The sequence below is a fragment of the Laedolimicola intestinihominis genome (assembly GCF_040096155.1).
In the GTDB taxonomy this organism is placed as follows: domain Bacteria; phylum Bacillota; class Clostridia; order Lachnospirales; family Lachnospiraceae; genus Laedolimicola; species Laedolimicola intestinihominis.
Window position 1 is genome coordinate 154,571 of the sequence record NZ_JBBMFE010000001.1, and the last position, 24,299, is coordinate 178,869.

Consider the following 24,299-nt stretch of genomic DNA (forward strand, 5'->3'; position numbering starts at 1 on the left):
GAAAAAACGATCTCTGCGCAAGCAGCAGGAGAATATAGGAGGAAATCAGACATGATACTGATTACAGGCGGAGCCTTTCAGGGAAAAAAGGCCTACGCGATGGAGCATTTTCACTTGAGAGAGCAGGATATGGTAAATGGGGCCGACTGCGGGGAAACGGATCTGCTTCAGGCAAAGGCAGTCACGGATTTTCAGGAATATGTACGCCGGGTACTGAAGGAGGGCGGCGACGCGTCCACGCTGGCAGAAACATTGTATACAGAAAATCCGGATATCCTTGTGATTACGAACGAGCTGGGAAGCGGCGTGATTCCTGCGGATCCCTTTGACCGCCAGTGGCGGGAGGCCTCCGGACGGGCAGCCTGCGATCTGGCGAAATACGCAGCAGAGGTTCATCGCGTGGTCTGCGGGATCGGGACGGTGATCAAGGAATGAAGGAGCTGTATCTGATCCGCCATGGAAAGACCTATGGCAACACCCTGGGGCGCTATATCGGAACCACCGACGAGCCCCTGTGCGAGGAGGGAAGAGAAGCCCTGCAGGCTATTTTCGAAGCGGGGCTCTACCCCATGCCGGACGTCCTGTACGGAAGTCCCCTGAAGCGCTGCCGGGAGACGGGGGCGATTTTATTTCCGGGCAAGAAAATGATTCCGGTTTCCCGGCTCCGGGAATGTGATTTCGGCGAATTCGAAAATAAGAATTATAAAGAGCTGTCCGGGAATGCGGCCTACCAGGCCTGGATTGACAGCAACGGCACGCTGCCCTTTCCGGGAGGCGAAAGCCGGGAGGCCTTTGAAAAGCGCTGTCGGGAAGGGTTTGCGGAGTTGCTGAAGGGCCTACGAGACAAGCCCTTTCGCCGCGCGGCTTTCGTGGTTCACGGCGGCACGATTATGAGTATCCTGGCGGCTTATGCGGCGGAGAAAGAGGAGTTTTATCACTGGCAGGTTCAGAACGGAGAAGGCTTCCGTATGCTTTGGGATGAGACAGAAAAAGGAGGCATCATTTTACATGAAATATCACATCTATGCCCTGATACTGGGCTTTGTGCTGGATCTGATCTTCGGTGATCCGCGGATTCTCTATCATCCCATCTGCGCCATCGGAAATCTGATTTCCCATGGGGAAAAGCCCTTCCGGGCGGCGTTCCCGAAGACGGAGAAGGGCGAACTGGCAGCAGGCGTGTTCTTCTGTATTTTCGTGGTGGCCGTATCTACGGCAGTTCCCTTCGGACTTTTATATCTGGCCCGGAACATCAATTTCTGGCTGTATTTTGCCCTGCTGATATTCTGGAGTTTCCAAATTTTAGCAACGAAATCTCTGAAAACCGAGAGCATGAAGGTCTACGACGCTTTAAAAGAGGGAGATCTGGAAAAGGCCCGCTATGCGGTGTCCATGATTGTGGGACGCGATACCCAGGCCTTAAATGAGGAGGGCGTAGCCAAGGCGGCAGTGGAGACGGTGGCGGAAAATTCCTCTGACGGCGTGGTGGCTCCCCTGCTTTTTCTGGCCATCGGCGGCCCGGTTCTGGGCTTTTTCTATAAGGCGGTAAATACCCTGGATTCCATGGTGGGCTATAAGAACGACAAATATCTGTATTTCGGCCGCTTCTCCGCGAAGCTGGACGATGTGCTGAATTATATCCCCGCCCGCATAAGCGGCCTTCTGCTGGTTGCGGCGAGCCCGCTGGCAGGCTTAAGCATATCCGGCGCATGGAGGATCTGGTTGCGGGATCGCCGCAACCATGCCAGCCCCAATTCCGCCCAGACCGAGGCGGCAGCGGCAGGCGCGCTTGAAGTTCAGCTGGCCGGGGACGCTTATTATTTCGGAAAGCTTTATAAAAAGCCGACCATCGGCGATCCCATCCGCCCGGTGGAGTATGAGGATATCCGCCGCATGAACCGGCTGATGTACGCGGGCGTGATTCTGGCGCTGGCGCTTGTGGCGGGAATTGCGGCGCTGACCGGAGTGCTGGTGTAAGAGAAGGAAACAACGATGATTTACGCACAAATTCAGGAGGTGCTGTCCTATGAAACAATCATGTATTCACATCTACTGCGGCGACGGCAAGGGAAAATCCACCGCAGTTACAGGGCTTGCTGTCCGGGCGGCAGGAAGTGGCAGAAGGGTCATTTTCATCCAGTTTATGAAGGATGGAAAGTCCTCGGAGCTGAAGGTGTTGCGGGAGCTGCCCGGGGTTACGGTGCTGACATGTGAGAAGCAGTTCGGCTTCTTCTGGAATATGACAGACGAGCAGAAAAAGGAGGCGGCTGCCGCCTATCAGGCGCTTTTCGACCGGGCCACAGAGCTGGCAGTTCGGGAAGACGCGTTTCTGCTGGTCATGGACGAGTTCATGTCCTGCTACAATCACGGCATGTTGAACCGGGAAAAAGCCCTGGATTTTCTGAAGAACCGTCCGGAAGGTCTGGAGGTGGCCCTGACAGGCCGGGATCCGGCCCCGGAGCTTCTGGAGCTGGCCGATTATGTCTCCGAGGTGCGGAAAATCAAGCATCCCTTTGATCAGGGTGTACATGCCCGGAAGGGAATCGAGCTGTAGGAGAAGAACAGGGGCTTGACAGGCCGGGGGAAAGAGTGGTAATGTGGAAATGCCCAGGGTCAAAAGAAGTCTGACCCGAATTTCCATTTAAAAACAGAATGATGAGGTGCAAGGATATGCAGGAAATGAAACCGATCAAAGAAGGTAAGGTACGTGAGATTTACGACAACGGCGACAGCCTGATTATGGTAGCGACAGACCGTATCAGCTGCTTCGATGTGATTCTTCATAATGAAGTGACAAAGAAGGGCGCAGTGCTGACTCAGATGTCCAAATTCTGGTTCGATATGACAGAGGACATTCTGCCGAACCACATGATTTCCGTTGACACAAAGGATATGCCGGAGTACTTCCAGCAGGAGAAGTTCCGGGGCAAATCCATGATGTGCAGAAAGCTTCAGATGCTTCCCATCGAGTGCATCGTCCGCGGCTATATCACAGGCAGCGGCTGGGCCAGCTACAAGGAGAATGGAACCGTCTGCGGTATCAGGCTTCCGGAAGGACTGAAAGAGTCTGACAAGCTGCCGGAGCCGATTTACACACCGTCCACCAAGGCGGAGATCGGCGACCATGACGAAAACATTTCCTACGAGCAGAGTATCGCTCATCTTGAAAAATATTTCCCGGGCAAGGGAGAGGAGTACGCAAAGGCTCTTCGCGACAACACCATTGCCCTCTACAAGAAATGCGCGGAGTACGCCCTGAGTAAGGGAATCATCATCGCGGACACCAAGTTCGAGTTTGGTCTGGATGAGAACGGCAATCTGGTCATCGGCGACGAGATGCTGACGCCGGACAGCTCCCGCTTCTGGCCCGCAGACGTGTACGAGCCGGGACACGGCCAGCCCTCCTTTGACAAGCAGTTCGCCCGCGACTGGCTGAAGGCCAACCCGGACAACAACTGGACCCTGCCCCAGGAGATCGTGGACAAAACCATCGAGAAATACCTGCAGGCATACGAAATGCTGACCGGCAAAGCGCTGGAGGTATAAGTTAAAGGTATAGAAATTGAGGCACAGATATTTTCTGTTTTATGGGAAAATGTCCGTGCCTTATTTTAGAGAAAATCTAGTAATGTTCAAGAAAAAATTCGTACTATCCATTTTCTATAGTTCAAAATAAACATAGAAATCCGTCATTTTCCATCATTTAATATAAAAATCACCGATATGTTTTGAAAAACAGGTGAAACTTCCTCCCCGCTGTGATACACTGTATACAGAGTCATTTCCGCACGGGTAACAGCGGAAAGCGAGACGGATTTGGTTTTGGGAGGAATTTGGGGTATGAAATGTATCAACACAACGGACGCGGTGGGCCATGTGCTCTGCCACGACATTACGCGGATTGTCAAGGATGTGGTTAAGGACACCGCATTCCGCAAGGGACATATTGTGACCGAGGAGGATATTCCGGTGTTGCTGTCCCTGGGAAAGGATCACCTGTATGTCTGGGAGAAGGACGAGAACACCCTCCATGAAAATGAGGCGGCAGAGATTCTGTGCGCCGTCTGCAGGAACGAAAATATGCATCCCACCGATGTGAAGGAGGGAAAAATCGAGCTGGTGGCCGACTGCGACGGCCTGTTCCGGGTAGATGTGCCGCGGCTTGACGCCATCAACGAAATCGATGAGATTATGATTGCCACGCGGCATAATAACACGGCTGTGAAAAAGGGCGACCGTCTGCTGGGAACCCGGGTGATTCCGCTTGTCATTGCAAAGGAGAAGCTGGAGCGGGTAAAAGAGGCTGCGGGAAGCGAGCCCTTGGTATCCCTGACGCCCTATAAGCCTATGAAAGCGGGCATTGTTACCACCGGAAATGAAGTGTATTACGGACGGATCAAGGACACCTTCACGCCGGTTATCATTGAGAAGCTGGCCGCCTATGGAATCGAGGTCTGCGGACACATTCTCTGCGACGATAACCGGGAGAAGATTACCGAGGCCATTTTGAAGCTAAAGGAAGAGGGAGCGGACATGATTCTCTGTACCGGCGGTATGAGTGTGGATCCGGATGACCAGACGCCGGGCGCGATTAAGCAGACGGGAGCGCGTATTGTATCCTACGGCGCGCCGGTACTGCCGGGAGCCATGTTCCTGCTTGCCTATCTGGAAGACGGTACGCCTATCATGGGACTTCCGGGCTGCGTCATGTATGCCAAAGCCACAGTCTTTGACCTGGTGCTGCCCCGCATCGCGGCAGGCGTGGAGGTGACGAAAAAGGATTTGGCCCATATGGGAAATGGCGGCTTCTGTCTGGGCTGCAAGACCTGCCATTACCCCAACTGCGGCTTTGGAAAAGGCGTATAAGGGGGCGTGACGTATGGGAGGAATTACAACAGAGGAGGCGCTTTGTCTGGTTTTACAGCACACGCCGGTGATACAGGAGAAGGAACAGATTCAAATCGCGAATATTTCAGGCCGGGTATTGGCGGAAGACGTGAAAACCGTCTTTGATAATCCGCCCTTTCACCGTTCGCCTATCGACGGCTATGCCTGCCGGGTTGCGGATTTAACCGGCGCCTCAAAGGAACAGCCGGTCTGTCTGAAGGTTCTGCGGGAGATTGACGCGGGGGATTATTCCGAGGAAGAGGTGCAGCCGGGCCAGGCTGTACGTATTATGACCGGGGCGGCCATTCCGCCGGGCTGTGACTGCTGCGTCCGTCAGGAGGATACGGATTACGGCGAGGAGAGGGTGCAGATCTATAAAGCGGAGCGGCCGTGGGGCAATTATTGCTTCAAGGGCGAGGATTTTAAGGCCGGGCAGGTACTTCTGAAGGCTGGGCGGGAACTGGGCTTTGTGGAAGCCGGCGTGTTGGCCGGCATGGGCGTTCCCAAGGTATCTGTATACCGTCGTCCCCGGATCGCGGTGCTGACCACCGGAAATGAGGTAGTTCAGCCGGGAGAGCCTTTAGCTCCCGGTAAAATCTACGATATCAATCAGAAGCTTCTGGCGGCCCGCCTGCTGGAGTTGGGCGTGGAGCTTTGCGAGGCCCGCTCTGTCCCGGACGAACCGGAGCAGATGGCGGAGGCATTGAAGAAGGCCGCGAAGGAAGCGGATCTGATCGTCACTACAGGCGCTGTGTCTGTGGGAAAAAAGGATATTATGCACGAATCGCTGGCGCTCATTGGCGCAGAGCGCGTCTTCTGGGGGATCCAGGTGAAGCCCGGTATGCCTACCTTATTTTCCGATTATCAGGGAATCCCGGTCATGAGTCTGTCCGGTAACCCCTTCAGCGCCCTGGTTATCACCGAGCTTTTGCTTCGCCCTATGCTGGCGAAAATGATGAGAAAGCCGTCTCTTGATCTGGTGCGGGTGCAGGGAACCCTGGCGGACGCCTTTGGAAAACCCAGTCCGAGTCGGCGCTTTGTGCGGGCTTACTGGGAAAAGGGAACCTTCCATCTGCCGGAGGGACTGAATTCCAATGGCGTGCTGGCCTCCATGGTGGGCTGCAACTGTCTGCTGGATGTGCCTGCAGGATCTGGGGCGCTGAAACCGGGGGATGAGGCGGAGGCGATTCTGTTATAAAGAGAAAGGGCGATTTATATTACTTTCTGCAGCAGTTATTTTGAAAATGTGGACTATGATTTATGAATAATATTTTAGAAAAAAAGCAGTTGTTTTATGCCGTCAGCGGTGTGAAAAATTCGGGAAAAACCACCTTGATTACGAAGCTCCTGCCGGTTCTGACCGGTCAGGGGCTGAAGGTGGCAACCATCAAGCATGACGGTCACGATTTTCAGACAGATGTGCCGGGTACGGACACATTCGCCCATTTTCAGGCGGGAGCCTATGGCACTGTCGTCTTTTCCGACCACAAATACATGGTTGTAAAACAGCAGCCCGACGAGGTTGCAGCTGAAAAACTGACGCCGGAGCAGATGGCCGCTGCCTGGTTCCCGGAGGCGGATCTGATTCTGTTGGAGGGCTTTAAGGACAGCGACTATCCGAAGCTGGAAATTATTCGCAGAGGAAATTCATCGGACTGTGTCTGTAAAGAGCATAATTTACGTGCCGTCGCGACCGATCTGGATCGCGGAGAGATAACGGGGCTGCCGGAAGAAGTGGCTGTATTTGGGTTAGAAGATACAGAGCAGATTGCGCGATTTATTGTAAAAGAGTTGCAGTAATACTTTATGGAAAAATGACGGATTTAAAGTTGAATTTATTGGATTTTTAAGGACAAATATAATTGGAATAATTTTACATATGGTACAGGTGAAATACATTTTGATGAATAGATATTAAGAGAATATATTATTTATCAGGGAAATATAAAGGAGATCATATGAAAACAGGAGCATTGATCATAGCCTCCGGCGACTATGGAGAGGAGTATCGGGATAACGAGGGCATCCCTCTGTTCCTGCCCATGTACCCGCTGGACGGTACCACCGTCATCAAGGGAGAGATTGCCAAGCTTCGCAAAGCGGGAGTCTCTCCCATTGTAGTGCTGGCAGGCTGCCACAGCGAGACCCTGAAGCTGCATTTAAGCCACAATAATGTCATCTTCATGGAGGATGAGGCCTACCGGGAACACAGCTTTGAGGAGACGCTTGCGATCGGCCTGACCGGGTGCGCGCCTCTGATGGAGCGCGTGCTGGTGCTGCCGGTGGAATACCCGGCCTGCGCGGACAGCACTATCAAAGCCCTGCTGGCTGCGGAGAAGTCGGCCGTTCCGACTTACGATGGGCAGGAGGGCTGGCCGAGGAGCATGATTTTATCGGGAACGGAAATGGATCCTACAGAGAAAATTAATTTTAATTTTGAGACCGGGAGCCGGTTCCTTCCCACGGAGGATTCCGGCGTCACCTACTCCCTGCAGGAAGAGGGCGGCGTCGAGCGCGTCACCCGTTATCTGAAGGCCCGGTGGAATGCCGCCACCCTCCATTTCAAAACCAAGCTGGTCATTTCCAAAGAAGAAGACTTCTTCGGTCCCGGCGTCTACCACCTGCTGCAGTACATCGATGAGACCGGTTCCATTCAGGCTGCGGCGGCCAAAATGAATATGTCCTATTCCAAGGGCTGGAAAATGATCAACAAGGTGGAGAAGGAGCTGGGCTTCCGCTTCCTGAACCGCTGCAACGGAGGAAAGAACGGAGGCAGCTCTACCATCACCCCCGAAGGCCGCCTCTTCATGGAGCGGTATCATGCCATGCTGGAGGATATGAAGCGGATCACGCGAGGATTCTTTGAGGTGTATTTTGGGGAGTTTCAGTAGAGTTAGTGAAAAATAATTCATAAATTGGTTCGATTCCCTTGCGCCTGCTTTCCGTTTCCTGTATAATATACCTATCGTTATTCTCCTGAAAAAATAACGCATAGGAGAACCGCACGAAATGAAAAGGAAAGAGGGATTATATTATGAAGAAGCTTATGGCAGGCCTGCTGGTAAGTGCTCTGGCAGTTTCTATACTGAGTTGCGGAAGCAAGCAGGCGGAAGAGATTCCGGCAGCAGAGGAGACCACAGGTGCAGAGGATACTGCAGCAGAAGAGACTGCAGAGACAGATCCGGTGACTTTGAATGTCTTTGCGGCAGCATCCATGACAGAGACCCTGACAGAGATTCAGGAGATGTACAAAGAGGTTGCCCCGAATGTAACCCTGGTATTCAATTTTGATTCCTCAGGAACCCTGAAAACTCAGATTCAGGAGGGCGCGGACTGCGACGTATTTATTTCCGCAGCCCAGAAGCAGATGAACCAGCTGGACAAGGATGCGGATCCGGAGGTGAATACCGAGGGCCTGGACTTCGTACTGGAGGGAACCCGCGTGAACCTGCTGGAGAACAAGGTTGTTCTGGCTGTTCCGGATGGAAATCCGAAGGATATCCAGAATTTCGAGGATCTGGGAACAGACAAGCTTTCCCTGCTGGCTCTGGGCAATGAGGATGTTCCGGTAGGACAGTACTCCACCGAGATTCTGACCAACCTTGGTATCCTGGATAAGCTTGAAGCAGACGGAAAGATTACATACGGCTCTAACGTAAAAGAGGTTACCACACAGGTATCTGAGGCGGCTGCAGACGCAGGTATCATCTACGCTACCGACGCGTACTCCGCCGGACTGACCGTTGTGGATCAGGCAGGAAGCGATCTGTGCAAGCAGGTTATCTACCCTGCGGCAGTTCTGAACATCTCCGAGAATCAGGAAGCAGCAAAGGAATTCCTTGCCTATCTGCAGACAGACGACTGCATGAAGGTATTCGAGGCAGTAGGCTTCACGGCAGCAGAATAAAAAAGGGGCGCTTATGGACTGGTTTCCATTGTATAATTCCTTGCGTATCGCGCTGATCGCCAGCGTGATCGTATTTTTTACAGGTATTTTCGCAGCCTATTATATTGCGAAGCTCCATCCGATGGTAAAGGGCGTGCTGGACGTGGTTCTGACCCTGCCGCTGGTATTGCCGCCGACGGTCGTGGGATACTTTATCCTGCTGCTGATGGGTCCCAGACGACCATTCGGAGCCTGGGTGTTGGAGAACTTCGGCACAAAGCTGGTGATGACCTGGTATTCGGGCATCTTCGCGGCGGCTGTGGTGGCCTTTCCGCTGATGTACCGGACAGCCCGGGGGGCTTTTGAGAGCTTCGACGAGACCCTGGCCTATTCCGGACAGACCCTGGGGCTGTCCAACAGCTTTATCTTCTGGCGGATCCGGATGCCGGCCTGCAGGCAGGGCATTCTGGCGGGAGCCGTCCTGGCCTTTGCCAGGGCCCTGGGCGAGTACGGAGCCACCAGCATGGTGGCAGGCTATACGCCGGGCCGGACCGCGACTATCTCTACCACCGTCTATCAGCTGTGGCGGACGGACAATGACGCCCTGGCCTTCAAATGGGTGCTGGTGAACGTGGTCATTTCCGCAGTGGTTCTGCTGGCGGTGAACCTGCTGGAAAAGGGCGAGCGGGCGTCCCGCACAGGCAAAAAACGAAAGGGCGGGAGGTAGAGAAGATGTCATTGTATGTGGATATCAGAAAAAAGCTGGGTGGCTTTACGCTGGAGACGCAGTTTGAGGCAGCGGACGGCGTGACGGGCATCCTGGGCGCCTCCGGCTGTGGCAAGAGTATGACCCTCCGTTGTATCGCGGGCATCGTGAAGCCCGACGAGGGACATATCGAGCTGGACGGTAAGGTGCTCTTTGATTCCCGGGAAAAAATCAATCTGCGTCCCCAGGAACGCCATGTGGGACTGTTGTTTCAGAATTACGCCCTGTTCCCGAATATGACGGTTCGCCAAAACCTGATGACAGGACTTAAGGCAGAAAAGACCGGAAAAAAAGAAGCGGAGATAAGAATTCAGGAAATGCTGGAAAAGTTCGAGCTGAAGGATCTGGAGAAGCATAAGCCTGCGGAGCTTTCCGGAGGCCAGCAGCAGAGGGTGGCTCTGGCGCGGATCTTCCTCTCCAGTCCCCGTGTGCTGATGCTGGACGAGCCTTTTTCTGCGCTGGACGGATATCTTCGCTGGAACCTGGAGCAGGAGCTTCTGGAGACACTGAAGGAGTTTGGCGGGCCCACCCTGTTTGTGTCCCACAGCCGGGACGAGGTGTACCGGATCTGCGACCGGGTATGTGTGATGGATAAGGGTTCTTCAAGTCCGGTGATTCCGGTAAAGCAGCTCTTCGAAGCGCCGAAGTCCAGGGCGGCCGCGCTGCTGTCGGGATGCAAGAATTTTGCCCGGGCAGAGGTGAAGGAAGCAGCTTCGGCGGATAAGCCGGGCCGCGTCTATGTACAGGACTGGGGCGAAACCCTGACCTTCACTGGCGAACACGGACCGGATACAGAGGACGTCCGCTATGTGGGCGTGCGCAGCCATTATATCGGGCTGATGGGAGCAAAAGAGGCGGCGGCACAGCCGGAGAATACCTTCCGATGCCGGATTAACCGGGTTATTGACGACGTGTTTTCCACGGTGATCATGGTAAGACCGGAGCGTGCGGATACATCCGAGGAGAGCCGGAAGAATCATTTCAACAGGATTCGTGTGGAGACTACCAAGGAAGTCTGGAGGGATTTCTGTAAGAAGGAATATGAAGGCAGAGAAAATCCGCAGGAGGATATCTGGGTGCATATCAATCCGGCGGATGTGATGGTATTGAGATAGGTCGGAAAACTGTTTACCCGCCGATCTTCGACATTTCTTTCAGTTCCGTTACCGTTTGTATATTTTCAAAGCAATGAGCCGCAGGCTTCTGTTCGATGGCCTGCCGGATCAGCTCTTTCACGTCCTCGGGACTTCCGGTCCGGAGGGCGTTTTTTATGGAAATACGGTCGCTGTAGCAGAGACAGGGCTTGAGATCGCCGGTGGCTGTCAGGCGGATGCGGTTACAATTCTGACAGAATTTTCCATGAATGGCGCTGATAAAGCCAATGCTGCCCTGAAAGCCGTCGATGTGGTAATAGCGGGCCGGGCCGTTGCCATGGGTGTGGAAATCCGGCGTTACGCGATCTGCTCCGTAATGGCTTCTCAGCTGCTCTACCACCTCCGGGTTGGAGACAGGCTTCATCTCCTTGCCGTGCCCGATGGGCATGAGCTCGATAAAACGGACGTCCACCGGGTGAGCCTCGGCTAACTCGGTCAGGGCGATGCATTCCATGTCGTTGACGCCCCGCTGCAGCACCGCGTTGATTTTCACCGGAACGCCATGAGTCTCCATGGCGCGAATGCCGTCCAGAACCTTCGGAAGCTGGTCAAAACCGGTGATAGCAGTGTATTTCACGGGATCCAGAGTATCCAGACTGATATTGACGGCGTGGAGTCCCTGGCGGCAGAGCTCGTCTGCGTATTCCGGGAGCAGTACGCCGTTGGTAGTCAGCGTCACCTGCTCGATACCGGGCAATGCGTTTAGCATCCCGATGAGCTCCATGCAGCCCTTCCGGACCAGCGGCTCGCCGCCGGTGACCTTGATTTTGCGGATGCCTAAGGCAGCAGCCTGCCGACAGGCCTCAGTGATCTCCTCCAGCGTCAGAATCTGCTCCATGGGAAGCCATTCGATGCCTTCCGGCATACAGTAGCGGCAGCGTAAGTTACAGCGGTCGGTGATGGAGACGCGCATATAGTTGATGTCCCGTCCGTATTGATCCTTCATGGGTTAATCCGCCTTTCTCACAAAATCGCCGCTCTTTCCGCCGCTCTTCCGGCAGAGATGGATGTCGGTCATTTCCATGCTTTTATCCACGGCCTTGCACATGTCGTAGATGGTCAGAAGTGCCACCTGAACGCCGGTCAGGGCCTCCATCTCCACGCCGGTCCTGCCGGTGGTGCGGACGGTGCAGGCCGCCCGGACGGAGGAGGTCTCTTCCTCCAGTTCAAAGCTTATCTCCACCTTGGTCAGATGCAGCAGGTGGCAGAGGGGAATCAGCTCGGAGGTCTTCTTGGCCCCCATGATTCCGGCCACCCGGGCCACGCCCAGCACGTCGCCCTTTCCCATTTCCCCTTCCTTTACCTTTTCAAAGCATTCCCGGCTCATGGAGATACGGCCTTCAGCCACAGCCTCCCTTGCGGTCTCGGTCTTGGCGCTTACGTCCACCATGACGGCCTCGCCCTGGCGGTTAAAATGTGTAAATTCACTCATGCTCTATCACAATAAACCCAATCATCTAAGGTCAGATTTGCTTTTCCTTTCTTTCTTATTATTTGCCCGTGTTCCCAGGGCATTCGGGGATCCCCTCAGACAGCCCAGAACGAAACATTCACATGTTTCCCCGCTTTCCGCAGGTGCTCCATCAACTCTTCCACGGTCTTTGTTTTGGTCTCTGCCGTAATCTCCGAGCCTGCATAGGCCTCGTTATAAGCATTTCCAAAGAAAATGTTGATATCCGTGGCCCAGGTGAAAAGGAGTGTTCCAAGCTGTGCGGCTCCGTCCTTCTTCTGAAGCATCTCATGGAAGCTCACTCGATCCTCCCGGAAATCTTCGCAGTATTCCAACAGTCGCTCCAAAGTCAGTAACCCTTCGGTTACCAGATCTGCGCCGGGCAGACGCATCAGGGAAGGCACATCGTCCACGGCGGATCCATCGATGGTGGTCAGAGGCTGCCGAAGATATCGCGCTGCGATTTTTGCGGTGGTGCCGCCACAGATCACATGCTTCCCTTCCTTTTTCCAGAAATTGTCCATATAGGCTGTGTCTTCCTCGGTGGTATGGGGCGGACCAATCATCAGGTTGACCGTCTGCTTCTTGCAGAAGCGTAAGGCCAGAACCGTCAGGTCGTCGTCGGTCTCCTCCAGATTCAGGGCCAGTCCCGCATAGGCGATAGCCACAGCCATTTCCTGGGCGCTCATACCCGGGCGGTACTTCTTCTGACAGAAGCGTAGGACCTCATTGCGGCCCCAGCCGCCGTCGGTGGTCTTGCCCATACCGGCGTTGGTGACGCCGTCGGACATGAGAATCAGCATGTCGTCCTCCCGAAGGTCGAAGGTGCTCTCATGGATGACCTTTTCCTTCAGGGTAAAGGTAGAAAAAGGGTAGGCCGTTACCTTACCGTTCCGAATCAGAATGGCGTCCGGATTGTCAAACTGATAGAGCAGCGCCTGGCGTCCCCTGATATCCAGCACCGTAAAGGTGGAATAGGCCAGATGCCGGACACTGCACACGGGCAGCGTATCGGCTACGGCGGCCACCGCGTCATAGATGGGCAGCTTTTTGATGATCATATGGCTGAGCATCCGGGCAGTCAGCGTGGAGAGAATGTTGGCCTTGACGCCGCTTCCCAGTCCGTCTGACAGCACCAGCACATGATCGGAATCATTTTCCATAATATCAAAATAATCGCCGCAGATAGTTTCCCGTTTTTTATTGAGGCTTACCCAGCCGAAATCCGTCACCAGTCCGTCGAAGGACACGTTCAGCCTATAGTTTCCGTCTTTATTCATCGCGATCCTCGTCCTCTCTGAGAATGGTACGCTTCAGCTGCTCCACGGCCACCTTGGTGTCCGCGGCGGTCTCCCCCAGGAGGCTTGCGATCTGGTGCACCAGCTTCAACTGCTCCGAGGCCAGCTTGTCAGCCATGGCGGCCGCGTTGTTCTGGGCCTTCCGGATACGCTGCTTTTCTTCTATCTCCCGGGTGATATCCTTCATGACGCAGAGAATCAGCTGATTCTTCCGGTCATTGGCCAGGGTGCGCTCCAGATAGATATCCCGATCCTCCAGATAAATCTGATCGTGGGACATATTTTTATCGAAGGAAATCATATTGATCAGGGTGTAATCATCCATCAGATCAGACACGGTCTCGCCGATCAGCGTACGCTTATGGAGCGGGTCGAACAGATCCTTCGCGGCCTGGTTCATATGAATGACCTTCAGCTGATAATCCACGGTCACCAGGATACCGGGCATCACGTTGATGATTTTGTTGGAGTAGCTCTCCTGGCGCTCCCGCATAAAGGGCACGCACATGGAGATCTCGGCCTTGCCGGCCAGTACGGCCCTGGCCTTTTCACGGCAGGTATTGTAGCCGCAGGCCCCGCAGTTCAGCTCGTCCTCCGGCGTAAATTTTCCCATCTGGGCCAGTACCTTTTTAATATCTTCTTCGGAGGCTTCCGCCTCCTGCTGCCGCAGTACGAAAGTATCATAGTGACGACTGACATCGGTCAGGGACTGCGCCGAAAAATCGTCCCGTTTATAATTGGAAATGCCTTTGTACAGGGACGCGTTCTGCAGACGGATCAGGCCGTGGAGCAGTCCGGTCTTCGTACGTCGGAAAGAAGGACCGCCGATGCAGCCGTTGGGACAGGCGTTCAGTTCCAGAAAACAGTTGGAATAACTGTCCGGATCCGCCATAAATTCATTCAGAATCTGCTTGCAGCTGTCGATCCCGCAGGCGGGAAGATAGCGCTGGTGAACGGATGGATGCATGGCCATGGTAAAGCCGCCGGACATGGCCATAATGCGGGAAAGCCGGATATCCCGGTCTGCGTCCGGGGGTGCGCTTGACGGGGCGGCCACCTGCACCTGAACAGCAGTCAGCCATTCCTGCAGCTCGCTGAAGGTGATGACATAATCCACATAGTTGTCCGCCTCCCGCATCTGGGCCAGGCCGGAGATACAGGGGGAGACAGAAAGAATCCGCGCGTCGGGATACTGTTCCTTCAGATAACGGGCGTGGGCCTGCATCACGGACAGAACCGGAGCCAGATAGGGAACCAGATCCGGATAACGCTTCTGGACCAGCTGTACGATGACCGGGCAGTTGGAGGAAATGGTGGGCGTCTCCTGGGCCCGTTCCTCCACCAGGTCCTCATAAGCGGTCTTGACCAGATACGCCCCGGCGGCTGCGTCGAAGGCGTCGGACAGACCGAGCTTTTTCAGGGCTTCGGTCAGGGCCGGCAGGCTGTCAGTTCCGAATTCCGCCACATAGGCCGGGTGGAGAGAGGCGATGACCTGTCCGCCGTTTCGGATGAAATCATACACCCTGGGTATCATATTTAATTCTTCCTTGGCGTTCTGGGGACAGACCAGAGTGCATTTCTCACAGAGGATGCACTGATCCTCCAGAATCTGTGCCTGATGGTTGATGACCCGGATGGCCTTGACCGGGCAGTTCCGGACGCATTTATAGCAGTTTCTGCAGTGTACTTTTTTAAATTGTAGAAATGAGGTGTCGGCGTATACCGAAGGCATAGAATAAAACCTGCCTTTCTTAAAATTTATATTTAAAATGGGAATAATTTACAAATTTATTTTTCCTAAAAGAAGATGACCTGCTTCTCAGACTTCCGGCTTCGTTCCGGCGAACAGCTTCATCCGATCACGCCTTGCCGCGCAGACCAGCGTAAGCCCGTATTCTTTCGCCAGCGCGATGGCCTCCGCCGTGGGCGAAGCCTTGCTTGCGAGAATGGGGATCCCGGCCTGGATGGCTTTCATGGCCATGTCCGTGGGAATCCGGCCGCTGGAATAGACCATGCACCGGGAAAGAGGAATCCCGTGACGCAGGGCATAGCCAATGGCTTTATCCAGGGCATTGTGCCGGCCGATATCCTCGCATTGGAACAGAAGCTGGCCGTCCTTTGCCAGAAAACAGCTGTGGGTGGCCCAGGTCTGTCCGTGGAGGGGCATACCCGCGTGGAAGCGGTCGGCCAGGTCAAAGACCTGCTCTGCCTTCCAGGAAATGGGAGTCACCGGCTTTACCGGCTTCCCGGTCAGAAAATAATCGTTTAAAATGTGATTCCCGGTGCAGCAGGAGGGCGTAAGCTCTGTGAAGGGCTCCCGAGAAGCGCCGCCATCCAAAGCAACACGTCCTGCCTGCGGATGGCTGTCGGCTACGGTGGCTTGCAGCGTCTCGTTTTCACCCTTATTTCCACGCAGTATCACCCGTGCCCGCAGCCCGTGTTCACAGATATAGATCTGTTCTACATCGGAAGCGTCCTCCAGGATTCCCTCGGTCAGAAGGCGGCCCAGCACCAGCTCAGTCAGATACTGGGGAATACAGACCAGCTTCATGGTCAGTCGATCGTTGAGATAGACGTCCAGAATATGCTCTGTGAGAACCGGTTCGGATTCGGTATGACAGTCGCCGTCCCGGCTGATATAGGTATAGGTTTCCGCGGAAAGAAGCGGAAGCTTGTCGTATAATTCATTGATATACATGGGATGTTGTACTCCTGAATGATGTGGGCTTTTTTTGCCCCGTTTCCATTATACATGGGGACTTAGGGCGTGTCAAACCTGTGATTGTGAAAAACTACCAGAAAATCAAAAAAATAAATTGTCTAATTTGTAACAAGTGTTGATCTGCGGGCCAAGATCAGGTACCATAGAAGACAGAGAATTTGGTGGCTGTCCGCTTTGGAAAAAGCAGATGGCAGAATAAGGGAGGAACGATAGCATGGGCAGGATCATGGCAGTAAATATCAGCGAGAAGAAGGGAACGCAGAAGAAAAACGTGCATTCCGCGAAGCTTATCGAGGACTGGGGTATCGAAAACGACGCCCACGCAGGCAAATGGCACCGCCAGGTGAGCCTGTTATCCTATGAAAAGATCGAGGACTTCAAGGCAAAAGGAGCGCCGGTGGACGAGGGCGCCTTCGGGGAGAACCTCATCGTCCGGGGCATCGACTTAAAGCACCTGCCCGTGGGCACGAGACTGCAGTGCGGCGACGTGCTTCTGGAGGTAACCCAGATCGGGAAGCAGTGCCACAGCGGCTGCGAGATCTACAAGATTATGGGCGACTGTATTATGCCGAGAGAAGGCATTTTCACAAAAGTATTGAAGGGCGGCGTCATTTCCGAAGGGGACGAGATAAACGTGGTGAAGCGACCCATGCGTGCAGCGGTTCTGACCTCCAGTGATTCCGGCTATGCAGGAGAACGGGAGGATATAAGCGGCCCGGCTATCCAAGCGATGCTGGAAGAAAATGGATACGAGGTGGTTCATACGATTCTCCTGCCGGACGACCGGGAGATGCTGTCCAAAGAGATGGCGCGCATCGCAGATGAGTATGTGGCGGAATTGCTTCTGACCACCGGCGGCACGGGCTTTTCACCCCGGGACTGTATGCCGGAGGCTACCATGGATATCGCGGAGCGGATGGTGCCGGGTATTCCCGAAGCCATGCGGGCCTACAGCATGACTATCACCCCCAGAGCCATGCTGAGCCGGGCGGCGGCCTGTATCCGGAAGAACACGCTCATCATCAACCTGCCGGGCAGCCCCAAGGCAGTGAAGGAGTCTTTGGGCTACATTCTGCCCTCTCTTCAGCACGGTCTGGAGATCCTGACCGGAGAGGCTGCCAACTGTGCCAGAAAATAAGCGTCCGGGAGCGGGCGTTTCTATGGTGGTGCTGGCCGGGGGAAGGAGCAGCCGCATGGGAAGCGACAAATGCGATCTGAAGATAGAAAAAAGTACCTTTCTGGAGTGGCAGATTGAAAAGGGCAGGGCGCTTGGAATCACAGATATCCAGGTGTCCGGCTATCACGGGGCAGCCTGCAGCGTTCCGGTAACGCCGGACCGGTTTCCGGGAAAAGGGCCTCTGGGCGGTCTTGAAAGCTGCTTCCGGCGGGCCAGGGAGGAGCAGGTGCTGGTGCTGGGCGTAGACATACCGCTGGTTCCGGCAGAGGAGCTGGAAAGACTGGTGATCCAAAGCCGGGAAAAGCAGAAAAAGGCGGTGATTCTCAGGCACAGGGGAAAGGAAGAGCCCCTGGCAGGCGTCTACGACCGGGATCTGGCAGATGAAATGCTGGCAGAGATCCGGGAGCGCAAGGGCTCGGTTTTCGCGTTCCTGAACCGGATCGGCTACGATATCTGTGAAAGCACCGCGCCGGAGGAGAGCTTTGCCAATATCAACCGCCCGGAGGATTATCATCGAAGGATTGTGCAAAAAGTTAGTGATAAGTAACCGATATGTTTTAGAAAACAGGACGATTGCACAAAAATGACAAAAAAATAACGGAGATAATTGTTGATTTTATACAAAAATGGCTGTATACTGTTAGTGTATTATCAGAACGGTTACAGCTGTTTTGTAGTTGGGTGAAACTAATGTAAGGAGGGTAAATATAGTATGCTTGATCAGTCCTATTACGCAAAAGCGGATGAGATCATGGATCAGTACGGCAGAAAGCCGGCTTCACTGATTCCGATTATGCAGGAGATTCAGGGAGCTTACCGTTATCTGCCCGGAGAGCTGCTGAGTTATGTGGCAGACAAGATCGGGGTGACGGAGGCCAAGGCTTTCAGCGTGGCGACGTTCTATGAGAACTTTTCCTTCGACGCAAAGGGAAAGTATGTTATCAAGGTATGTGACGGAACAGCCTGTCATGTGCGGAAATCTATGCCGGTACTGGAGGCCCTGTATGAGAAGCTGGGCTTAAGCAAGACCAAGAAGACCACGGACGATATGATGTTCACCGTAGAGACCGTGTCCTGCCTGGGTGCCTGCGGACTTGCTCCCACCATGATGGTAAATGAAGAAGTGTATCCCTGTATGACGCCGGAAAAGGCGGCAGCAGTGATTGACCAGTTAAGAGGAGGTGCCGGAATTGATCCAGAATAAAGAACAGTTACAGCAGCTTCACGAGGAAGCGGTGAAAGAGCTTAATTCCTACGACTGCCGGATTCTTGTCTGTTCCGGTACAGGCTGTATCGCCACCGGTTCCAATAAAATTTATGAGAAATTCCTGGAGATTACCAGGGATGCGCCGGGCGTGACCCTGGAGTTCGCTCCCCACGATGAGAAGGAACATCTGGGCGTGAAGAAGACCGGCTGTCAGGGCGTCTGCGAGCTGGGCCCCCTGGTCCGGATCCAGAAGGGGCAGGATGTGGTTCAGTATGTGAAGGTACAGCTGGATGACTGTGCCGAGATTTTTGAAAAGAGCGTTCTGGGCAATGAAGTGGTGGAACGTCTGCTGTACCAGAAGGGCGGCAAGGTCTGCAAAGGGCCGGACGACATTCCGTTCATCGCGAAGCAGACCCGTATCGTACTGAAGAACTGCGGTAAGTTCGATGCAGAATCCTTAAGAGAATACATAGCCAGCGGCGGTTTTGCGGCACTTCAGAAGGCCATGTTCGAGATGACGCCGGATCAGGTCATTGAGGAAGTGGATCAGTCCGGACTGCGTGGCCGTGGTGGCGGCGGCTTCCCGGCAGGTAAGAAGTGGATTCAGGTGGCCCGTCAGGCCGACCCGGTTCACTATGTGGTATGTAACGGCGACGAGGGCGACCCGGGAGCATTCATGGACGGATCCGTTATGGAGGGTGATCCCTACCGTCTGATCGAGGGTATGATGCTGGCAGCTTACGCGGTGCGTGCTGAGAACGGTTACATCTACGTGCGTGCCGAGTATCCGAACTCCGTAGCGAGACTGAAGCATGCCATTGCCGTACTGGAGGAAAATGGACTCTTAGGCGAGAATATTCTCGGCACCGGCTTCAATTTCCATATGCACATTAATAAGGGAGCGGGCGCTTTCGTATGCGGCGAGGGTTCAGCCCTGACAGCTTCCATCGAGGGAAGCCGCGGCATGCCCCGTGTAAAACCGCCCCGTACCGTAGAACAGGGCCTGTGGGCGAAGCCTACCGTTCTGAATAACGTAGAGACCTATGCGAACGTTCCGGAGATTGTGCTGAAGGGCCATGAGTGGTATCGCAGCATCGGTACAGAAGGAAGCCCGGGAACCAAGACCTTCTCCCTGACCGGCAGCATCGAGAATACCGGTCTTATCGAGGTGCCGATGGGAACAACCCTTCGTGAGATTATCTTTGATATCGGCGGCGGACTGAAATCCGGCGCAGCCTTCAAGGCAGTTCAGATCGGCGGGCCTTCCGGCGGCTGTCTGACCGAGAAGCATCTGGATGTGCCTCTGGATTTCGATTCGGTGAAGAAATACGGCGCTATCGTGGGATCCGGCGGACTGGTTGTTATGGATGAGAATACCTGTATGGTAGAGGTTGCCCGGTTCTTTATGGGCTTCACCCAGAGAGAGTCCTGCGGAAAATGCGGTCCCTGCCGTATCGGAACCAAGCGTATGCTGGAGCTGCTGGAAAAGATTGTAGATGGTAAGGGCGAGATGGAAGATCTGGAGAAGCTGGAAGACCTGGGACACTTCGTAAAAGACCGGTCTCTGTGCGGTCTGGGAAAGAGTGCGCCGCTTCCGGTCTTAAGTACCATTCAGAACTTCCGGGACGAGTATATCGAGCACATCGTAGACAAGAAGTGCGCGGCCCACGTATGTAAATCCATGCGTGTATACGAGATTGATCCTGACAAGTGTAAGGGTTGTACCAAGTGTGCCCGCAACTGTCCGGTGAACGCCATTACCGGCGAGCGGAAAGCGCCTCATGTCATTGATAATTCCAAGTGTATCAAGTGCGGAACCTGTCTGGAGAACTGTGCCTTTGATGCGGTCATTTTGAAATAGTATTACTGTGAACGTAGTGAACAGTAATAAAAGGAGGATGGATATGATTCATTTGACGATAGATGGAATCCCTGTAGAAGTGGAAAAGGGTACCACGATTCTGCAGGCCGCCAAGCAGATAGGCGTAAAGATTCCGACCCTTTGTTATCTGGAAAATGTACTGCCCGACGGTTCCTGCCGACTCTGCGTCGTGGAAGTAACCAACAATGGCAGAACAAAGTTTGATACCGCCTGTACCTTACGCTGCTCCGAGGGCGATGAAGTACAGACCATGTCTGAGAAGGTTGTAAAATACAGAAAAGAGACCCTGGATCTCTTACTGTCCGATCATCGGGTACACTGCTTTTCCTGCGAAGCCAACGGCGACTGCAAGCTGCAGGATTACTGCTTCGAGTACGGCGTAGAGAAGACCAGCTTCCCGGGCGAGATGAACAACGCACCCATTGATGACACGAATAAGTTCTTTACCTACGATCCGAGCCTGTGTATCTTATGCCACAGATGTGTAAATACCTGTAAGGAGATCGTGGGACGCGGAGCCATCGACACTATGAACCGTGGTTTCCAGTCTGTTATCGGCGCTCACTATAAGAATACCTGGAATGAGGGCATCTGCGAGTCCTGCGGTAACTGCGTACAGGCATGTCCGACAGGCGCTCTGACCATGAAGCGGAGAAAGAAATACCGTCCGTATCAGGTGGAGAAGAAGGTTCTGACAACCTGTCCCCACTGCGCGACCGGCTGCCAGTATTACGTACTGGTGAAGGATGGCAAGGTCGTAGATACCGAAGGCTACAATGGTCCTTCCAATAAGGGACTGCTCTGCGTCAAGGGACGCAGCGGCAGCTTTGACTTCGCCCAGTCTCCCGAGCGTATCAAGTACCCGTTGATCAAGAACCATGAGACCGGCGAGTTCGAGCGCGCCACCTGGGATGAGGCTCTGGACCTGGTAGCTTCCAAGTTCATGGAGATCAAGAAGCAGTACGGCCCGGATTCCCTGGCTGGTTTTGCCTGCTCCAGATCCCCCAACGAGGACATTTATATGGTACAGAAGATGGTTCGTACCTGCTTCGGTACCAACAATACCGATAACTGTGCCCGCGTCTGCCACTCAGCGTCCGTAGCAGGTCTGTATATGACCCTGGGATCCGGTGCCATGACAAACCCCATCGAGGATATCACCAAGAATGCGGACGTCATCATGCTGGTAGGCTCCAACCCGGAGGAAGCCCATCCGGTAGTCGGCATGCAGATCCGTCAGGCAGTGAAGAGAGGCTGTAAGCTTATCGTCGTAGATCCCAGAGATATCGGACTGGCGAAGAAAGCAGACATCCATCTGAAGTTAAAGCCGGGTACCAACGTAGCCTTTGCGAACGGCATCATGCATGTGATCATTGAGGAAGGCCTGCAGGATGACAAATTTATCGCAGAGCGTACCGAGGGCTATGAGAAGATCAAAGAGATCGTAAAGGAATATACACCGGAGAAGGTGGCAGAAATCTGTCACATCGATCCGGATGATTTGAGAAAAGCAGCCATCATGTACGCGAAGGCTGACCGCGCGCCGATTATCTATTGTCTGGGCGTTACCGAGCATTCCACCGGTACCGAGGGCGTTATGTCCATGTCCAACATGGCTATGTTAGTCGGCAAGCTGGGTCGTCCGGGCTGCGGCGTGAACCCGCTCCGTGGACAGAACAACGTACAGGGAGCCTGTGACATGGGTGCTTCCCCTACAGATTTCCCGGGCTACCAGAAGGTTGCCGCGACCGGCGTGGTAGAGAAGTTTGAGAAGGCCTGGGGCGTTCCGCTGAACCACAATGTGGGAACCCACGCAACCGACGTATTCCCCAAGGCGATCACCAAGGAGATCCGCGGCCTGTATATTTACGGCGAGGATCCTGTGGTGACCGACCCGGATACCTCCCATATCATCAAAGCCCTGAAGAGTCTGGATTTCTTCGTATTGCAGGAGCTCTTTATGACAGAGACCGCCCAGTATGCAGACGTCATTCTGCCGGGCGTCAGCTACCTGGAGAAGGAAGGAACCTTCACCAATACGGAGCGCCGTGTACAGAGAGTCCGTAAGGCCATCACAGTACCGGGCGAGATGCGTCTGGATACAGATATTATCATCGACCTGATGAACCGTATGGGTTATCCGCAGCCTCACCTGACCTCCGCAGAGATTATGGACGAAATCGCTTCCGTGACACCCAGCTTCGGCGGCATCAGCCATGCCCGCCTGGACAGCGAAGAGGTGGGCGGCAAAGGCTTACAGTGGCCCTGCCCGACCAAGGAGCACCCGGGCACCCCGATTATGCATGTGGGCAAGTTTTCGAGAGGCCTTGGCTGGTTCTACCCGGCTGAATATGTGCCTTCCGCAGAGCTTCCGGATGAGGAATATCCGATTATCCTGATGACCGGACGTATCCTGTATCATTACACCACCCGTGCCATGACCGGCAAGACTCCGGAGCTCATGGAGATTGAAGGACATTCCTTCATTGAAATGAATATCGTGGACGCGGAAAAACTGGGGATCAGGAACGGCGACAAGGTGCGCGTATCCTCCAGACGAGGCAGCATCGAATCCACCGCCCGTGTGGGAACCAAGACCTCTCCGGGCGAGAGCTGGATGCCCTTCCACTTCCCGGATGGCAACGCAAACTGGCTGACCAACGCGGCTCTCGATAAGTACGCGAGAATCCCCGAGTACAAGGTCTGCGCAATTAAGATTGAGAAAGCATAAAGTGTTATAGAAATGCATCAGAGACGGGCCGGGTGGCGGAAGCTGCCCGGCCCGTTTTTGGTCAGGAAAATTGCGGAAGAAATAGATTTCCTGCTTTCAAATACGCCGCATTTATGCTATAGTTATATACAGCGCCGCAGTGCGCGATAATTTGCGCAGGCAGAGGAGAGAAAAAGTTATGCCGATTAAAGTACAGAGTGATTTGCCGGTTAGGGCAATTTTGGAGCAGGAAAATATTTTCGTTATGGATGAGACGCGGGCGCTCAATCAGAATATCCGTCCGCTGAAGATAGGCATCCTGAATCTGATGCCGCTTAAAGAGGACACAGAGCTTCAGATCCTGCGTTCTCTGTCCAATACACCGCTGCAGCTGGATATTACCTTTATCACAGTCAGCAGCCATGAATCCAAGAATACAGCCCAGAGCCACATTAACAAGTTCTATGAGCCATTCTGCGAGGTGAAAAAGCGCCGTTTCGACGGCTTGATTATCACCGGCGCGCCGGTGGAGCAGATGGAATTTGAAGAAGTAGATTACTGGAATGAGCTGGTCGAGATTATGGACTGGGCCGACGCCCATGTTACATCCACCTTCTTTATCTGCTGGGGAGCACAGGCAGCCATGTATCATTTCTATGGCCTGAAGAAGCGTCTGTTGCCCCAGAAGCTGTTCGGACTCTACCGCCACAAGGTGGAGAACCGTAAAGAGCCGTTGATCAGAGGCTTTGACGATGAGTTTTACGCCCCCCATTCCCGTCATACCACCGTGGACGCGGAAGAAATCCGTGCCTGCAGTGATCTGACTATTCTGGCCGAATCTGATGAGGCCGGCGTTTTCATCGCCATGGCGGAGGAAGGCCGCAAGATTTTTGTATTCGGTCATCCCGAGTACGACCGTCTAACCCTGGAGAAGGAATATGTCAGAGATAAGAATAAAGGTCTGGACATCCAGGTGCCGAAGAACTATTTCCCTGACGACAATAGCGACAACCGTCCGCTGCTCATGTGGAGAGCCCATGCGAATACACTGTATACAAACTGGATCAATTACTATGTATATCAGAATACGCCTTACGTGTGGGATGATGAGGAGTAGAAGGCACGGAAAATAAAATAAGAGACTATGAAAAGCGACAGCC

At 54.0% G+C, this 24,299-nt stretch carries 23 protein-coding genes; 18 read left to right on the forward strand and 5 right to left on the reverse strand.

The window, feature by feature from the left end:
* The first annotated feature begins 51 nt into the window (after window positions 1-51).
* The 12 genes from WMO29_RS00605 to WMO29_RS00660 all read left to right on the forward strand — a co-directional run bounded on the left by WMO29_RS00605 (window position 52) and on the right by WMO29_RS00660 (window position 10,654).
* Window positions 52-435 (forward strand): bifunctional adenosylcobinamide kinase/adenosylcobinamide-phosphate guanylyltransferase, encoded by a 384-nt coding sequence (locus WMO29_RS00605; RefSeq protein WP_178039943.1) that lies wholly within the window; start codon window positions 52-54, stop codon window positions 433-435.
* Entirely contained in the window at window positions 432-1,067 is a 636-nt protein-coding gene (locus tag WMO29_RS00610) for a histidine phosphatase family protein (RefSeq protein WP_349163319.1), read from the forward strand. Before WMO29_RS00605 ends, WMO29_RS00610 begins: the two co-directional genes overlap by 4 nt.
* On the forward strand, window positions 1,009-1,977 hold the full coding sequence (gene cbiB, locus WMO29_RS00615; RefSeq protein ID WP_349163320.1) for an adenosylcobinamide-phosphate synthase CbiB: 969 nt from the start codon (window positions 1,009-1,011) through the stop codon (window positions 1,975-1,977). Before WMO29_RS00610 ends, cbiB begins: the two co-directional genes overlap by 59 nt.
* A gap of 49 nt (window positions 1,978-2,026) precedes the next feature.
* On the forward strand, window positions 2,027-2,554 hold the full coding sequence (locus tag WMO29_RS00620; RefSeq protein ID WP_349163321.1) for a cob(I)yrinic acid a,c-diamide adenosyltransferase: 528 nt from the start codon (window positions 2,027-2,029) through the stop codon (window positions 2,552-2,554).
* Between the two features lie 116 nt (window positions 2,555-2,670).
* Window positions 2,671-3,546: a phosphoribosylaminoimidazolesuccinocarboxamide synthase gene (locus WMO29_RS00625; RefSeq protein WP_349163322.1), complete on the forward strand. Its 876-nt coding sequence runs from the start codon at window positions 2,671-2,673 to the stop codon at window positions 3,544-3,546.
* A 294-nt stretch (window positions 3,547-3,840) separates the two neighbouring features.
* Window positions 3,841-4,866: a molybdopterin-binding protein gene (locus WMO29_RS00630; RefSeq protein ID WP_349163323.1), complete on the forward strand. Its 1,026-nt coding sequence runs from the start codon at window positions 3,841-3,843 to the stop codon at window positions 4,864-4,866.
* Window positions 4,867-4,879: 13 nt separating this feature from the next.
* A complete protein-coding gene (locus WMO29_RS00635; protein WP_349163324.1) occupies window positions 4,880-6,085 on the forward strand; it encodes a molybdopterin molybdotransferase MoeA in 1,206 nt (401 codons plus the stop codon).
* Between the two features lie 62 nt (window positions 6,086-6,147).
* Window positions 6,148-6,687, forward strand: a complete 540-nt coding sequence (mobB, locus tag WMO29_RS00640) for a molybdopterin-guanine dinucleotide biosynthesis protein B (RefSeq protein WP_349163325.1) — start codon at window positions 6,148-6,150, stop codon at window positions 6,685-6,687.
* Between the two features lie 158 nt (window positions 6,688-6,845).
* Complete coding sequence (locus WMO29_RS00645; RefSeq protein ID WP_349163326.1) at window positions 6,846-7,778, forward strand: LysR family transcriptional regulator; 933 nt, start codon at window positions 6,846-6,848, stop codon at window positions 7,776-7,778.
* Window positions 7,779-7,921: 143 nt separating this feature from the next.
* A complete protein-coding gene (modA, locus tag WMO29_RS00650; RefSeq protein ID WP_349163327.1) occupies window positions 7,922-8,794 on the forward strand; it encodes a molybdate ABC transporter substrate-binding protein in 873 nt (290 codons plus the stop codon).
* 13 nt (window positions 8,795-8,807) lie between these two features.
* Window positions 8,808-9,500, forward strand: coding sequence for a molybdate ABC transporter permease subunit (gene modB / locus WMO29_RS00655; protein ID WP_349163328.1), 693 nt, complete (start codon window positions 8,808-8,810; stop codon window positions 9,498-9,500).
* A gap of 5 nt (window positions 9,501-9,505) precedes the next feature.
* Window positions 9,506-10,654 (forward strand): sulfate/molybdate ABC transporter ATP-binding protein, encoded by a 1,149-nt coding sequence (locus tag WMO29_RS00660; protein WP_349163329.1) that lies wholly within the window; start codon window positions 9,506-9,508, stop codon window positions 10,652-10,654.
* Between the two features lie 13 nt (window positions 10,655-10,667).
* Here WMO29_RS00660 and moaA read toward each other — a convergent pair whose 3' ends face one another.
* The 5 genes from moaA to fdhD form a co-directional block, all read right to left on the reverse strand.
* A complete protein-coding gene (gene moaA / locus WMO29_RS00665) occupies window positions 10,668-11,639 on the reverse strand; it encodes a GTP 3',8-cyclase MoaA (RefSeq protein WP_349163330.1) in 972 nt (323 codons plus the stop codon).
* Between the two features lie 3 nt (window positions 11,640-11,642).
* Window positions 11,643-12,125, reverse strand: coding sequence for a cyclic pyranopterin monophosphate synthase MoaC (gene moaC / locus WMO29_RS00670; RefSeq protein ID WP_349163331.1), 483 nt, complete (start codon window positions 12,123-12,125; stop codon window positions 11,643-11,645).
* 95 nt (window positions 12,126-12,220) lie between these two features.
* Window positions 12,221-13,423, reverse strand: coding sequence for a SpoIIE family protein phosphatase (locus tag WMO29_RS00675; RefSeq protein WP_349163332.1), 1,203 nt, complete (start codon window positions 13,421-13,423; stop codon window positions 12,221-12,223).
* Window positions 13,416-15,173: a [Fe-Fe] hydrogenase large subunit C-terminal domain-containing protein gene (locus WMO29_RS00680; RefSeq protein WP_349163333.1), complete on the reverse strand. Its 1,758-nt coding sequence runs from the start codon at window positions 15,171-15,173 to the stop codon at window positions 13,416-13,418. The genes WMO29_RS00675 and WMO29_RS00680 overlap by 8 nt, the downstream gene beginning before the upstream one ends.
* A gap of 87 nt (window positions 15,174-15,260) precedes the next feature.
* Window positions 15,261-16,139, reverse strand: coding sequence for a formate dehydrogenase accessory sulfurtransferase FdhD (fdhD, locus tag WMO29_RS00685; RefSeq protein ID WP_349163334.1), 879 nt, complete (start codon window positions 16,137-16,139; stop codon window positions 15,261-15,263).
* A gap of 238 nt (window positions 16,140-16,377) precedes the next feature.
* Between fdhD and WMO29_RS00690 the strand changes: the two genes are divergently transcribed.
* From WMO29_RS00690 to metA, 6 genes are all read left to right on the forward strand, one after another.
* On the forward strand, window positions 16,378-17,301 hold the full coding sequence (locus tag WMO29_RS00690; protein ID WP_349163335.1) for a molybdenum cofactor synthesis domain-containing protein: 924 nt from the start codon (window positions 16,378-16,380) through the stop codon (window positions 17,299-17,301).
* A complete protein-coding gene (mobA, locus tag WMO29_RS00695; RefSeq protein ID WP_349163336.1) occupies window positions 17,288-17,887 on the forward strand; it encodes a molybdenum cofactor guanylyltransferase in 600 nt (199 codons plus the stop codon). Before WMO29_RS00690 ends, mobA begins: the two co-directional genes overlap by 14 nt.
* A 165-nt stretch (window positions 17,888-18,052) precedes the next feature.
* Window positions 18,053-18,544 (forward strand): NAD(P)H-dependent oxidoreductase subunit E, encoded by a 492-nt coding sequence (locus WMO29_RS00700; protein WP_178039961.1) that lies wholly within the window; start codon window positions 18,053-18,055, stop codon window positions 18,542-18,544.
* Complete coding sequence (locus WMO29_RS00705) at window positions 18,531-20,408, forward strand: NADH-ubiquinone oxidoreductase-F iron-sulfur binding region domain-containing protein (RefSeq protein WP_349163337.1); 1,878 nt, start codon at window positions 18,531-18,533, stop codon at window positions 20,406-20,408. Before WMO29_RS00700 ends, WMO29_RS00705 begins: the two co-directional genes overlap by 14 nt.
* A gap of 43 nt (window positions 20,409-20,451) precedes the next feature.
* Entirely contained in the window at window positions 20,452-23,160 is a 2,709-nt protein-coding gene (fdhF, locus tag WMO29_RS00710; RefSeq protein ID WP_349163338.1) for a formate dehydrogenase subunit alpha, read from the forward strand.
* A gap of 178 nt (window positions 23,161-23,338) precedes the next feature.
* Entirely contained in the window at window positions 23,339-24,256 is a 918-nt protein-coding gene (metA, locus tag WMO29_RS00715; RefSeq protein ID WP_178039083.1) for a homoserine O-acetyltransferase MetA, read from the forward strand.
* The last annotated feature ends 43 nt before the right edge of the window (window positions 24,257-24,299 follow it).

Coding starts and splice junctions, on each gene's coding strand:
- fdhF (WP_349163338.1), top strand. CDS start 20,452: ATGATTCATTTGACGATAGATGGAATCCCTGTAGAAGTGGAAAAGGGT.
- modA (WP_349163327.1), top strand. CDS start 7,922: ATGAAGAAGCTTATGGCAGGCCTGCTGGTAAGTGCTCTGGCAGTTTCT.
- metA (WP_178039083.1), top strand. CDS start 23,339: ATGCCGATTAAAGTACAGAGTGATTTGCCGGTTAGGGCAATTTTGGAG.
- WMO29_RS00660 (WP_349163329.1), top strand. CDS start 9,506: ATGTCATTGTATGTGGATATCAGAAAAAAGCTGGGTGGCTTTACGCTG.
- WMO29_RS00690 (WP_349163335.1), top strand. CDS start 16,378: ATGGGCAGGATCATGGCAGTAAATATCAGCGAGAAGAAGGGAACGCAG.
- WMO29_RS00610 (WP_349163319.1), top strand. CDS start 432: ATGAAGGAGCTGTATCTGATCCGCCATGGAAAGACCTATGGCAACACC.
- modB (WP_349163328.1), top strand. CDS start 8,808: ATGGACTGGTTTCCATTGTATAATTCCTTGCGTATCGCGCTGATCGCC.
- WMO29_RS00630 (WP_349163323.1), top strand. CDS start 3,841: ATGAAATGTATCAACACAACGGACGCGGTGGGCCATGTGCTCTGCCAC.
- WMO29_RS00620 (WP_349163321.1), top strand. CDS start 2,027: ATGAAACAATCATGTATTCACATCTACTGCGGCGACGGCAAGGGAAAA.
- WMO29_RS00645 (WP_349163326.1), top strand. CDS start 6,846: ATGAAAACAGGAGCATTGATCATAGCCTCCGGCGACTATGGAGAGGAG.
- WMO29_RS00635 (WP_349163324.1), top strand. CDS start 4,880: ATGGGAGGAATTACAACAGAGGAGGCGCTTTGTCTGGTTTTACAGCAC.
- fdhD (WP_349163334.1), bottom strand. CDS start 16,139: ATGTATATCAATGAATTATACGACAAGCTTCCGCTTCTTTCCGCGGAA.
- WMO29_RS00605 (WP_178039943.1), top strand. CDS start 52: ATGATACTGATTACAGGCGGAGCCTTTCAGGGAAAAAAGGCCTACGCG.
- cbiB (WP_349163320.1), top strand. CDS start 1,009: ATGAAATATCACATCTATGCCCTGATACTGGGCTTTGTGCTGGATCTG.
- WMO29_RS00625 (WP_349163322.1), top strand. CDS start 2,671: ATGCAGGAAATGAAACCGATCAAAGAAGGTAAGGTACGTGAGATTTAC.
- moaC (WP_349163331.1), bottom strand. CDS start 12,125: ATGAGTGAATTTACACATTTTAACCGCCAGGGCGAGGCCGTCATGGTG.
- mobB (WP_349163325.1), top strand. CDS start 6,148: ATGAATAATATTTTAGAAAAAAAGCAGTTGTTTTATGCCGTCAGCGGT.
- WMO29_RS00700 (WP_178039961.1), top strand. CDS start 18,053: ATGCTTGATCAGTCCTATTACGCAAAAGCGGATGAGATCATGGATCAG.
- WMO29_RS00675 (WP_349163332.1), bottom strand. CDS start 13,423: ATGAATAAAGACGGAAACTATAGGCTGAACGTGTCCTTCGACGGACTG.
- WMO29_RS00680 (WP_349163333.1), bottom strand. CDS start 15,173: ATGCCTTCGGTATACGCCGACACCTCATTTCTACAATTTAAAAAAGTA.
- moaA (WP_349163330.1), bottom strand. CDS start 11,639: ATGAAGGATCAATACGGACGGGACATCAACTATATGCGCGTCTCCATC.